At 61.9% G+C, this 12783-nt stretch carries 7 protein-coding genes; 6 read left to right on the top strand and 1 reads right to left on the bottom strand.

The features are described 5' to 3' along the window. Position 1 precedes the first annotated feature (1 nt). The 6 genes from V9L13_RS07240 (at position 2) to V9L13_RS07215 (ending at position 12241) form a co-directional block, all read left to right on the top strand. On the top strand, positions 2-1372 hold the full coding sequence (locus V9L13_RS07240; RefSeq protein ID WP_338802025.1) for a TolC family outer membrane protein: 1371 nt from the start codon (positions 2-4) through the stop codon (positions 1370-1372). A gap of 190 nt (positions 1373-1562) precedes the next feature. Continuing rightward, positions 1563-4514: an autotransporter domain-containing protein gene (locus V9L13_RS07235; protein WP_338802024.1), complete on the top strand. Its 2952-nt coding sequence runs from the start codon at positions 1563-1565 to the stop codon at positions 4512-4514. Between the two features lie 224 nt (positions 4515-4738). Then, positions 4739-7825: an autotransporter serine protease gene (locus V9L13_RS07230; protein ID WP_103520616.1), complete on the top strand. Its 3087-nt coding sequence runs from the start codon at positions 4739-4741 to the stop codon at positions 7823-7825. Positions 7826-7882: 57 nt separating this feature from the next. After that, positions 7883-9571, top strand: coding sequence for a hypothetical protein (locus V9L13_RS07225; RefSeq protein ID WP_003224997.1), 1689 nt, complete (start codon positions 7883-7885; stop codon positions 9569-9571). 203 nt (positions 9572-9774) lie between these two features. Then, complete coding sequence (locus V9L13_RS07220; RefSeq protein WP_338802023.1) at positions 9775-11628, top strand: polyurethanase; 1854 nt, start codon at positions 9775-9777, stop codon at positions 11626-11628. Positions 11629-11866: 238 nt separating this feature from the next. Beyond that, positions 11867-12241 (top strand): hypothetical protein, encoded by a 375-nt coding sequence (locus V9L13_RS07215; protein WP_003224993.1) that lies wholly within the window; start codon positions 11867-11869, stop codon positions 12239-12241. A gap of 135 nt (positions 12242-12376) precedes the next feature. On the opposite strand, the gene V9L13_RS07210 is transcribed toward V9L13_RS07215, so the two are convergent. Further along, positions 12377-12601, bottom strand: a complete 225-nt coding sequence (locus V9L13_RS07210; RefSeq protein ID WP_003224992.1) for a YgdI/YgdR family lipoprotein — start codon at positions 12599-12601, stop codon at positions 12377-12379. Between the last annotated feature and the right edge of the window lie 182 nt (positions 12602-12783).

Genomic DNA, 12783 nt, shown 5'->3' with positions numbered 1-12783 from the left:
GATGTTCGGCTGTATGAATAAGCTTTCGATGTTGGGAGCAGCGTTCGCGCTGCTCGCAGGAAACAGCGCGCTGGCGGCCATGGGGCCATTCGAGATCTACGAGCAGGCATTGCGCAACGACCCGGTGTTCCTCGGCGCGATCAAGGAGCGCGACGCGGGCCTGGAAAACCGCATCATCGGCCGCGCCGGGCTATTGCCGAGACTGGGTTACAACTACAACCGTGGTCATAACACCTCCAAGGCCACGCAACTGACCAATCGCGGCAACCTCACCGAAGACCGCAACTACAACAGCTACGGCTCGACTCTGACCTTGCAGCAACCGTTGCTCGACTACGAAGCCTACGCGGCATATCGCAAAGGCGTGGCCCAGTCGCTGTTCGCCGACGAGGCGTTTCGCGGCAAGAGTCAGGAGCTGTTGGTGCGGGTGCTGGATAACTACACCAAAGCCTTGTTCGCCCAGGATCAGATCGACATCGCCCAGGCCAAGAAGAAAGCCTACGAGCAGCAGTTCCAGCAGAACGAACACATGTTCAAGCAGGGCGAGGGCACACGCACCGACATCCTTGAAGCCGAGTCGCGCTATGAGCTGGCGACCGCCGAGGAGATCGAAGCGCGCAACGAACAGGACGCGGCGCTGCGGGAGCTGGGGGCGCTGGTCGGTGTGCCGACGGTGGACATCAGCGAACTGGCGCCACTGGATCAGAACTTCCAGACCTTCGCGCTGATGCCCGCCAACTACGACACCTGGCACGAACTGGCGATCAGCAACAACCCGAACCTGGCGTCGCAGCGTCAGGCGGTTGAAGTGGCCAAGTACGAAGTGGAGCGCAACCGCGCCGGGCACATGCCGAAAGTCAGTGCCTATGCTTCGATCCGCCAGACTGAATCGGACAGCGGCAACACCTATAACCAGCGCTATGACACCAATACCATCGGTTTTGAAGTCAACGTGCCGCTGTATGCCGGTGGCGGGGTATCGGCTTCGACCCGTCAGGCCAGCCGCACCATGGAGCAGGCGGAATATGAACTCGACGGCAAGACTCGCGAAACCTTGATCGAATTGCGCCGCCAGTTCAGCGCCTGCCTGTCGGGTGTCAACAAGCTGCGCGCGTACCAGAAGGCCTTGGCCTCGGCTGAAGCGCTGGTGGTGTCGACCAAGCAAAGCATTCTTGGCGGTGAGCGGACCAACCTCGACGCACTGAACGCCGAACAACAACTATTTACCACCCGCCGCGATCTGGCTCAGGCACGCTACGACTACTTGATGGCCTGGACCAAGCTGCATTACTACGCGGGGACCTTGAACGAACAGGATCTGGCGCGGGTGGATGAGGCGTTCGGACAAGGCCCGAAAAGCAACTCGCGTTAATGCTTGGCACCGAACCTGTGGCGAGGGAGCTTGCTCCCGCTTGAGTGCGTAGCGCTCACAAGATTTTGGGCTGCTGCGCAGCCAGCGGGAGCAAGCTCCCTCGCCACAAATAGACTCGCTCGATATTTCAAGAAGTGCTCGCCCGGCGAAACGGGTCATAACAAAAACATAAGAAAAGTGAGTGGTGAACATGGACGTACGCATCAAGCCGGCAGCGGTCGGCACTCTGTTGCTCGCAGTTTCCATTGCGCAAGCCAACGCGCAGTACTTGGAAACCGGCAAGCCCGGCGATCCCGCCAGTTGGCGCAGCGCCGAATTCCAGCGCGACTGGGGCCTGGCGCGGATGCAGGCGGATCAGGCCTACGCCGCCGGCATCAGCGGTAAAGGCGTGAAGATCGGCGCTCTCGACTCCGGCTTCGATGCCGCCCATCCCGAGTTCGCCAGCGACCGCTATCACCCGGTGTTGGCCTCCGGCAGTTACGTCGATGGTTCGCTGTTCAGTGTCAACGGCACCCTCAACCCCAACAACGATTCCCACGGCACTCACGTGGTCGGCACCATGGGCGCGAGTCGTGATGGCACCGGCATGCACGGCGTGGCGTACAACGCGCAAATCTACGTCGGCAACACCAACAACAACGACAGCTTTCTGTTCGGCCCCAAACCCGATCCGCGCTATTTCAAAGCGGCCTACGACGCCCTGGCCGCTGCCGGCGTGCGCGCGATCAACAACAGTTGGGGCAGTCAGCCGCCGGATGTCAGCTATCGCACCCTGGCCGATCTGCATGCCGCTTATGCTCAACACTGGAATCAGGGCACCTGGCTCGATGCCGCGGCGGACGTCTCGCGCCGTGGCGTGATCAACGTGTTCAGCGCCGGCAACAGCGGCTATCCGAACGCCAGCGTGCGCTCGGCATTGCCGTACTTTCAGCCGGATCTCGAAGGCCACTGGCTGGCGGTCTCCGGGCTGGATCAGAGTAATCAGCAGAAGTACAACCAGTGCGGCATCGCCAAATACTGGTGCATCACCACACCGGGGGCGAAGATCGACAGCACCATTCCGGGTGGCGATTATGCGATCAAGTCCGGCACCTCGATGGCCGCGCCGCACGCCACCGGGGCACTGGCGCTGGTGATGGAACGCTATCCGTACATGAACAATCAGCAGGCGCTCGAAGTGCTGCTGACCACCGCCACGCAACTCGACGGCTCGGTCACCGATGCACCCACCGAGCGGGTCGGCTGGGGCGTGGCCAACCTGAATCGGGCGATGCGCGGGCCGGGGCAGTTGCTTGGCGCGTTCGATGCCAACCTGGCGGCCGGGCAAAGCGATGTCTGGAGCAATGACATCTCCGACAAGGCACTGATTCAGCGTCAGCGCGAAGACCTCGCAGAACACAGCGCCTGGCAGCAAACCCTGCAGGACAAGGGCTGGCAGAACGGCATTGCGGCCGGCGCCAGTCAGCAGGATCAGACCGACTACGCGGTCGGTATGGCGCGTGATGCCGCCGCGGCGACCCGGGTCTATCAGGGCAGTTTGATCAAGTCCGGAGCAGGGCGTTTGCTGTTGACCGGCGACAACACCTTCCGCGGCCCGACCACGGTCAATGGCGGCTTGCTCAGCGTCAACGGTTCGCTGGCGTCGGCGGTGACGGTCAACGACAGCGGCACCTTGGGCGGCTCCGGGCGCATCGGCGCGTTGCTCGCCAACAGCGGCGGCCGTGTGGCGCCGGGCAACTCCATCGGCACCTTGAACGTGGCCGGTGACGTGACCTTCGCCCCGGGCTCGACCTACGCGGTGGAGCTGTCACCGACCAGCAGCGACCGCATCGTCGCCGGCGGCGTCGCGAGCATCAGCGGCGCTACTGTCAGCCTGTCGCTGGAAAACAGCCCGACTCTGCTCAGCACCACTGAAGCGCGCAGCCTGCTCGGTCATTCGTACGACATTCTGCAAGCGGCCGGTGGTATTCAGGGCCGGTTCGGCGCGGTGCTGCCGGACTACCTGTTCATCGGTGGCAACCTCGACTACGCGGCCAACGCGATTCAGCTCGACATCCAGCGTAACGCTACCTCGTTCGCCAGCGTCGGACAAACCCCGAATCAGCGCGCCGTAGCGGCTGCCGTCGAAGGTTTGGGCGCTGGCAATTCGGTGTACGAAAGCCTGCTGCTCTCAGCGTCTGCCGCCTCGGCGCAGCAAGCTTTCCAGCAACTGAGTGGGGAGATCTACCCGGCAATCGGTTCGATGCTGATCAATGACAGCCGCCAGTTGCGCGACGCGGTGGGCGAACGTCTGCACGATGCCAGCGCCTCACAAAGCAATGGCTGGATCAAGGCCCTCGGTGCCTGGGGTTCAACCGACTCCGCTAACGACACGGCGCGCTACAGCACATCGATCGGTGGCTTGCTCGCGGGTGTTGACGGTGCGCTGGACGAGCAGACCCGCATCGGCTTGGTCACCGGTTACAGCGACAGCTCGCTGAACATGGGCTCGGACACGCACTCGTCGGCCAAGGTCGACAGCTATCACCTCGGCGCTTACGCCGGTCATGAAATCGGCGCCTGGCGCCTGAGCACCAGCGCGGCCTACAGCTGGCATCGCGCCGATGTGAAGCGCGATCTGCAATACGGCGACGTCAGCGCCAAACAGAAAGCCAAGGTCGATGCGACCACTGCTCAGGTCTTCGGTGAAGCGGCTTACCGGCTCAACCTGCAACCGCTGGCACTGGAGCCGTTCGCCAACCTCGCTTACGTGCATCTGGACACTGACGGCTTCACCGAAAAAGGTGACGCGGCGGCGCTGAAAAGCTCTGGCGACCAGCGTGATGCGGTGCTCGGTACGCTCGGTGTGCGCGCGGTCAAGCGCTTCAACCTGTCGAACCAGCAGGCGCTGGACCTGAGCGGGCATCTCGGCTGGCAGCACAGCCTCAGCGACATCGACTCTGAACAACATCTGCGTTTTGCCAGCGGCAGCACACCGTACTCGGTCGGGAGTTCGCCACTGGTGCGTGATGCGGCGCTGGTCGGTGTGCAAGCCAGCCTGGCCTTGAGCAAGGACGTGCGGGTCAACCTTGATTACAACGGGCAACTGGCCAATCGCGAGAAGAGCCATGGGGTTGGGTTGAGCCTGAATTGGCAGTTCTGACGGACGGTGTACGCGTCTCCCTGTAGGAGCACATACCTGTGGCGAGGGAGCTTGCTCCCGCTCGGCTGCGCAGCAGTCGCAAATTCGCCAGACCGGGTTCGACTGGAAACATGCAGGGGGCCGCTTCGCGCCCCAGCGGGAGCAAGCTCCCTCGCCACAAAAAGCAGCATTCATGAGATTGAAGTACACGGATTTTTCGCAACAACACTAAGGAAGGTCGCTGGATGAATAACAACAAAACCCCCGCGCAAACGGGCGGTCGCTTCGCCATGAAAACGCTCAATTGCGCCGTGATTTGTGCGCTGACCACTTGGGGCAGCGCACACGCGGCGCCTTATGTGGAAAGCGGCCGCACTGGCGATCCCGCCAGTTGGCGCAGTGCCGAATTCAAGGCTGACTGGGGCCTGGGCGCCATCGGCGCGGATTACGCCTACGCCGCCGGTTACACTGGTAAAGGCGTGAAACTGGGGATCTTTGACCAGCCGGTGTACGCCGCCCACCCGGAGTTTTCCGGCGCTAACAAAGTCATCACCCTGGTCACCAGCGGGATCCGCGAATACACCGACCCGTACATCCCGGTCAAAGCCGGGGACGCGTTCCGCTATGACGGTTCGCCCTCGGTCGGTTCCAACGGCAAGCTCGGCGCCCATGGCACCCACGTCGGCGGTATTGCCGCCGGCAGCCGTGACGGCGGGCCGATGCACGGGGTGGCGTTCGGTGCGCAGATCATCAGCGCCGACAACGGTGACCCGGGACCGGAAGACGGCATCGTCCGTGGCAACGACGGCGCGGTGTACAAGGCCGGTTGGGATGCGCTGATCGCCAGCGGCGCGCGGATCATCAACAACAGCTGGGGCATCGGCATCACCGACCGTTTCGACCTCGGCGGCCGTAACCCGGCGTATCCGCACTTCACCGTCAACGACGCGCAATTGCAGTTCAACGAAATCCGCACACTGCTCGGCACCAAGCCCGGCGGTGCCTACGACGGCGCCATCGCCGCCGCCCGCAGCGGTATCGTGACGATCTTCGCCGCCGGTAACGATTACAACCTGAACAACCCGGACGCCATCGCCGGCCTCGGTTACTTCGTGCCGGACATCGCGCCAAACTGGATCACCGTCGCTGCGTTGCAGAAGAACCCGGACCTGGCCAGCGCCAATCCGTACATCATGAGTACGTTCTCTTCGCGTTGCGGCTACACCGCGAGCTTCTGCGTCTCGGCGCCGGGCACGCAGATCTACAGCTCGATCATCAGCGGCACCAACGCTGACAATCTGACCACTGGCTACGCCAACTACAACGGCACCTCGATGGCCGCGCCACACGTGGCCGGCTCCATGGCGGTGCTGATGGAGCGCTTCCCGTACATGACTGGCGATCAGGTCGCCACGGTGTTGCGCACTACCGCCACCGACCTCGGCGCACCAGGCATCGACGCCTTGTACGGCTGGGGCATGATCAACCTGCGCAAGGGCATCGATGGTCCGGCGATGTTCGTCACCGAGAAAGACATCCCGGAAGAATTCCGCATCCAGGGTGCCTACGGTTCCGGGCAGTTCGTCGCGGACTTGCCGGGCATTGGCGCGATCATCGACAAGGGCAAACCGACCGAGCGCCTGTGCACCGACATCACCTGCGGCCTCGACACCTGGCGCAACGACATTTCCGGTCACGGCGGTCTGACCAAGCAAGGTATCGGCACCCTGGTGATGACCGGCAACAACACCTACAGCGGCCCGACCCTGGTCAATCAGGGGCGTCTGGCGATCAACGGCTCGCTGGCTTCGGCGGTCACGGTCAACGACAGCGGGATCCTCGGCGGTAACGGCCGCATCGGCGCACTGACCGCGAAAAGCGGCGGTACCGTCGCGCCGGGCAACTCGATCGGCACGCTGAACGTCGCCGGTGACGTGACCTTTGAACCGGGTTCGACCTACGCGGTAGAAGTATCGCCGACCAGCAGCGACAAGATCGTTGCCGGCGGCAAAGCGGTGATCGATGGCGCCACGGTCAGTCTGTCGCTGGAAAACAGCCCGACCTTGCTGACCACCACTGAAGTGCAGAGCCTGCTCGGCACGCAGTTCAACATCCTGCAAGCGGCCGGTGGCATTCAAGGGCAGTTCGGGCAAGTGCTGCCGAATTACGCGTTCCTCGGCGGCACCCTGGCGTACTCGGCGAGCGGCGTACAACTGGAAGTGGGGCGCAATGGCGCGTCGTTCGCCAGTGTCGGTCTGACGCCGAACCAGCGTGCGGTCGGCGCGGCTGCCGAGCGTCTGGGCGCGGGCAATGCGCTGTTCGAAACCCTGCTGTTGTCGCCGAACGCGGCGTCGGCGCAACAAGCGTTCCAGCAACTGTCCGGCGAGATCCATCCAGCCATCGGCACGCTGCTGATCAACGACAGCCGCTACCTGCGTGAAGCCGTGGGCGAGCGTTTGCGTGAGCGTGATCTGTTCAATGCCAACGCGCCGACCGACGATCGCAGCAACGCCTGGGTCAAGGTCCTGGGTTCGTGGGGCAAGAGCGATGGCGGGCATGAAAATGCCGACTCCAACAGCTCCATCAGCGGGCTGCTGGCTGGCGTCGACGGCTTGATTGCTGAAGATACGCGTCTGGGTTTCGTTACCGGTTATAGCGACAGCTCGTTGGGTATGGGCGGCGGCACGCATTCGTCGGCCTCGGTCGACAGCTACCACCTGGGTGCGTACCTGGGGCATCAGATCGATGCGCTGCGTCTGACCGCCGGTGCGGCCTACAGCTGGCATCGCGTGGATGTGAAGCGTGACCTGCAATTCGGTGACGTCAGCGGTAAGCAGAAAACCAAGCACGATGCGGCGACTACCCAAGTGTTCACCGAAGCGGCTTATGATCTGCGCCTGCAACCGATGAATCTGGAGCCGTTCGCCAATCTGTCGTACGTGCACTTGAACACCGACAGCTTCACCGAGAAGGGTGATGCGGCGGCGCTCAAGGGTAGTGAAGACAATCGCGATGTGGTGCTGTCGACCCTTGGCGTACGCGCCAAGCGCACCTTCGCGCTGTCGGACAAACATCAGCTGGAACTGGGCGCGACCCTGGGCTGGCAGCACAACCTGAGCAGTGTCGATGCTGACAGCCACCTGGCCTTCGCCAATGGCAACAGCGCGTTCACCGTGCAGAGTGTGTCGATGGATCGTGATGCTGCCGTGGTCGGTGTACGCGCCGGGCTGGCGCTCAATCGCGATGTCCGGGTTAACCTGGACTATAACGGACTGATCGGTAACAACGAGAAGGATCACGGTGTGGGTCTGACGCTCGACTGGCAGTTCTAAAGGCAATGCCGGCAGTTCCTTGGGGGCTGCCGGTTTTGAAGGAAGAGAGAGCACAACATGGGACTGTTCGATTACAAGAATGCCGATGGCAAAGCGTTGTACAGCGACGCTATCGCGCTGACGCTGTATGCCTACACCCCGACCGGGCAAGCATTGCCGGGCACGGCCTGGAAACCGCTCAGTGCGACAGCGCTGGGCTATCAGGGCAAGGTCGGGGCGCAGGGCACGTTCTTCGGCGAGAAGGACGGCTTCACCAGCGCCGAAGCCGAAGTGCTTGGCAAATACGACGCAACAGGCAAGCTGACCGGTATCGGTGTGGCCTTTCGTGGTACCGGCGGGCTTGGTTTCAGCGACACCTTCGGCGACTTGAAAAACAACCTGCTGGCCGCCATCGGGCCATCGGATTACGCGAGCAACTACGCGAAAAATGCCTTCGATAATCTGCTCAAGGCTGTCGCCGCGTTCGCGGTATCACACGGCATTGCCGCCAAAGATGTACTGATCAGCGGTCACAGCCTTGGCGGGCTCGGGGTCAACAGCGTGGCCGAGTTGAGCGCCAGCAACTGGGGCGGGTTCTTCAAGGACGCCAACTACATTGCGTTCGCTTCGCCGACCCAGAGCAGCACCGGCAACAACGTGCTGAACATCGGTTACGAAAACGATCCGGTGTTCCGTGTGCTCGATGGCACCACCTTCAGCAGCAGCTCAATGGGCAAGCACGACAAGCCGCATGAGTCGACCACCGACAACATCGTCAACTTCAATGACCATTACGCGTCCACCGCGCAGAACCTGGTGCCGTTCAGCATTGCCAATCCGCTGAGCTGGTCGGCCCATGGCTCGTTGGGCTATGCCGATGGCTTGAATCGGGTGATCGACTCGAAGTTCTACAACCTGACCCACAAGGACTCGACCATCATCGTCTCCAACCTAGAGGAAGCGTCCCGGGGCAAGACCTGGGTCGAGGATCTGGGGCGCAGCGGCGAGCCGCACACCGGCAGCACGTTCATCATTGGTACGCAGAGCAACGACTGGCTCAAGGGCGGGGCGGGTAACGACTTCCTCGAAGGCTTGGGCGGCGATGACCGGTTCCGCGATGACGGTGGTTTCAACATCCTGCTCGGCGGTCAGGGCCACAACACCTTCGAGCTGCAGAAACCGCTGCAGAACTTCAGCTTTGCCAACGACGGCGACGGCACGCTTTACGTGCGCGACGCCTACGGCGGTATCAGCATGACCCGCGACATCGGCGCGCTGGTGAGCAAGGAATCGGGTTCGTGGTGGGGCAGCAAGGAGATCACCTGGGGCGTCACGGCCAAGGGTTTGACCAATGGCAACGACCTGACCCAGTACACCCATTCGCTCAACGGCGATGCGTACGGTAATGCACTGCACGCCAGTGCCGAGGGGGACTGGCTGTTCGGCCTGGGCGGCGATGACAAGCTGATCAGCGACAAGGGCCACGTGACCTTCGTCGGCGGTGCCGGCAATGACGTGATGACGGCGGTGGGTGGCAACAACACCTTCCTGTTCAGCGGCGCGTTCGGATTCGATGCGATCAATGGCTACCAAGGCAGCGACAAACTGGTGTTCATGGGCGTCGAAGGCGCGGGGCAGGGCTACGACTACAAGCAGCATGCTGCACAGTCGGGGGCTGATACGGTGCTGAAGATTGGCGAATATGCCGTGACCCTGGTCGGGGTTGGGGTGGCTAACCTGTCGGACTCGTCTTTCGTGTTTGCCTAGCTCCAAAGTGGGAGCGGGCTTGCTCGCGAAGGGGCCGTGTCAGTCAACATTGCTGTAGCTGATACGCCGCTTTCGCGAGCAAGCCCGCTCCCACAAGGGAAGATCTGCAACAAGTAGTACTGAAATGCTCCGGGGCGTGCCCGCGAGGGGCGCCCTGGCTGTGAGCTATCTCTGACAATTCCAACAAAAGAGAGGCAATAGCAATGGGTGTGTATGACTACAAGAACTTCGGCACAGCCGATTCCAAGGCGCTGTTCAGCGATGCCATGGCGATCACGCTGTATTCCTATCACAACCTCGATAACGGCTTTGCCGCCGGTTATCAGCACAACGGCTTCGGCCTCGGCCTGCCCGCCACGTTGGTGACCGCGCTGCTCGGCGGCACCGATTCGCAAGGGGTGATCCCCGGTATTCCGTGGAACCCCGACTCGGAAAAACTCGCCCTCGACGCGGTGAAAAAAGCTGGCTGGACTCCGATCACCGCCTCGCAACTGGGCTACGACGGCAAGACCGACGCGCGCGGAACCTTCTTCGGCGAGAAGGCCGGTTACACCACCGCCCAAGTGGAAATCCTCGGCAAGTACGACGCCCAGGGCCATCTCACGGAAATCGGCATCGCCTTTCGCGGCACCAGCGGCCCACGGGAAAACCTGATCCTCGACTCCATCGGCGATGTGATCAACGATCTGCTGGCAGCCTTCGGTCCCAAGGACTACGCAAAGAATTACGTCGGCGAAGCGTTCGGCAATCTGCTCAATGACGTGGTGGCGTTCGCCAAGGCCAACGGCCTCAGTGGCAAGGACGTGCTGGTCAGCGGCCACAGCCTCGGCGGGCTGGCGGTCAACAGCATGGCCGACCTCAGCGGCGGCAAGTGGGGCGGGTTCTTCGCCGATTCCAACTATATTGCCTACGCCTCGCCGACCCAGAGCGGCACCGACAAGGTGCTCAACGTCGGTTACGAAAACGATCCGGTGTTCCGCGCCCTCGACGGCTCGACCTTCACCGGCGCCTCGGTCGGCGTGCACGACGCGCCCAAGGAATCGGCCACCGACAACATCGTCAGCTTCAACGATCACTACGCCTCGACCGCGTGGAATCTGCTGCCGTTCTCCATTCTCAACATCCCGACCTGGATCTCGCATCTGCCGACTGCTTACGGCGACGGCATGAACCGGATCATCGAGTCGAAGTTCTACGATCTGACCAGCAAGGACTCGACAATCATCGTCGCCAACCTGTCGGACCCGGCGCGGGCCAACACCTGGGTGCAGGACCTGAACCGCAACGCTGAAACCCACAAGGGCAGCACGTTCATCATCGGCAGCGACAGTAACGACCTGATCCAGGGCGGCAGCGGCAACGACTACCTCGAAGGTCGCGCCGGCAACGACACCTTCCGTGACAGTGGCGGCTACAACGTCATTCTCGGCGGCGCCGGCAACAACACCCTCGACTTGCAGCAGTCGGTGAGCAAATTCGACTTCGCCAACGACGGCGCCGGCAACCTGTACATCCGCGATGCCAAGGGCGGGATCAGTATCACCCGCGACATCGGCAGCATCGTCACCAAGGAGCCGGGCTTCCTCTGGGGCCTGTTCAAGGACGACGTGACCCACAGCGTGACGGCCAGCGGCCTGAAGGTCGGCAACAACGTCACGCAGTACGCGTCCAGCGTCAAAGGCACCAGCGGCGCCGATACGCTCAAGGCCCACGCCAGTGGTGACTGGTTGTTCGGTCTGGACGGCAACGACCACTTGATCGGCGGTGCCGGCAACGACGTGTTTGTCGGTGGCGCCGGCAATGACCTGATGGAGTCGGGCGGCGGAGCGGATACGTTCCTGTTCAACGGCGCGTTTGGTCAGGATCGGGTGGTGGGTTTTACGTCCAACGACAAACTGGTGTTCCTTGGCGTGCAGGGCGTGTTGCCTAACGACGACTTCCGCGCGCATGCCTCGATGGTGGGGCAGGACACGGTGCTGAAGTTTGGCGCTGACTCGGTGACGCTGGTTGGAGTGGCGCTGAATAGCCTCAGTGCCGATGGAATTGTGATCGCCTGATGCACCCGTAACCTGTGGCGAGGGAGCTTGCTCCCGCTGGGTCGCGAAGCGGCCCTGAAGACTTTGTGCGCGCTACGCGCTCAAGCGGGAGCAAGCTCCCTCGCCACAACCCAGTATCAAAAGTGACTCGATAGCCACACCCTGACTCAAAAGCTGTGCAAACAGCAAAAGCGGCCTAAAGCCAGCACGTGCCCACACGTTCTATAGCTAGCCGCCATCGAGTACAGGAGATTCACACGTGAGAAGGTTCAAGGGGTATGTCGGGATTGTCGGACTGGCGCTGTTATCGGCCAATGCCTGGGCCGATCTGCCGCCAACCTCGATTCTGAGCCGCTACGGGATCAGTACCGATCAACTGCCGAAACCGGAAAAGACCGAAGTGGTCGAGCCGGTGGAAGAGAAAAGCCTGTTTCAGATTCAGCCCGAACAGCCGTTCGTGACGTTCCGGCCGGGTGACGGCAAACAAGCGCAAGCCACTGGCAACCTGAGCATTGATCGCATGACCCAGCTGGATCTGGAACGCTGCCGGCGTCTGCAAGCAGAACTGGCGCGGCGCGGTGAGCAGCATTTCAGTTGCGATCACAGCATTGTGGGCCTGCCTGCTTTCGAATAACCCAGGGGATAACACTTCCCCTGTAGGAGCTGCCGCAGGCTCGGGCCGCGATCGGACGATCTTTTGATTTTGATCTTGAAAAACAAAGTCAAAAGATCGCAGCCTTCGGCAGCTCCTACACGTACAGCAGGGTGGTCAGTCTTCCTTGCGCACCGTCGCGACCTCGTCGCCGCGGACTCTCACCTTGGTCCCGGAAATATCCTCGAATTCATAGAAGCCATCCTTGTTCTTGGTTTTCGGCATGTCCTTGGTCAAATACTGGGTGCCGTTCTGCAAGGTGACCACCGTCGGCGTCGAGCAGCCGCCCAATGCCAGCAGGGCCGCTACCGCCAGGGGAATACCCAGAGTCTTGATCTTCATACCCACCTCAAATACCTCATTCCATATCAATTGACCGACTTCGGTCTCTAACGCGGTTGGTGCCATCCAGCCGGGAAAAGTTCGATGGCACCCTGAAAAAATCCCGATTGCCGCTGCCACTGATCTTTTTCCGTTTGCACGCGACGGGGCAGAGCTGGTATCTGTACGCATAACCAGTATTC

Origin of the sequence: Pseudomonas sp. RSB 5.4, from assembly GCF_037126175.1 — a bacterium.
Taxonomy (GTDB): Bacteria; Pseudomonadota; Gammaproteobacteria; order Pseudomonadales; family Pseudomonadaceae; genus Aquipseudomonas; species Aquipseudomonas fluorescens_H.
The sequence above is the reverse complement of the archived record's forward strand: the minus strand, read 5'-3'. Positions and strand labels throughout refer to the sequence as shown.

Bases quoted from the DNA above. Each gene is read 5' to 3' on its own strand.
- V9L13_RS07240 (WP_338802025.1), top strand. From the start codon at position 2: ATGTTCGGCTGTATGAATAAGCTTTCGATGTTGGGAGCAGCGTTCGCG.
- V9L13_RS07235 (WP_338802024.1), top strand. From the start codon at position 1,563: ATGGACGTACGCATCAAGCCGGCAGCGGTCGGCACTCTGTTGCTCGCA.
- V9L13_RS07230 (WP_103520616.1), top strand. From the start codon at position 4,739: ATGAATAACAACAAAACCCCCGCGCAAACGGGCGGTCGCTTCGCCATG.
- V9L13_RS07225 (WP_003224997.1), top strand. From the start codon at position 7,883: ATGGGACTGTTCGATTACAAGAATGCCGATGGCAAAGCGTTGTACAGC.
- V9L13_RS07220 (WP_338802023.1), top strand. From the start codon at position 9,775: ATGGGTGTGTATGACTACAAGAACTTCGGCACAGCCGATTCCAAGGCG.
- V9L13_RS07210 (WP_003224992.1), bottom strand. From the start codon at position 12,601: ATGAAGATCAAGACTCTGGGTATTCCCCTGGCGGTAGCGGCCCTGCTG.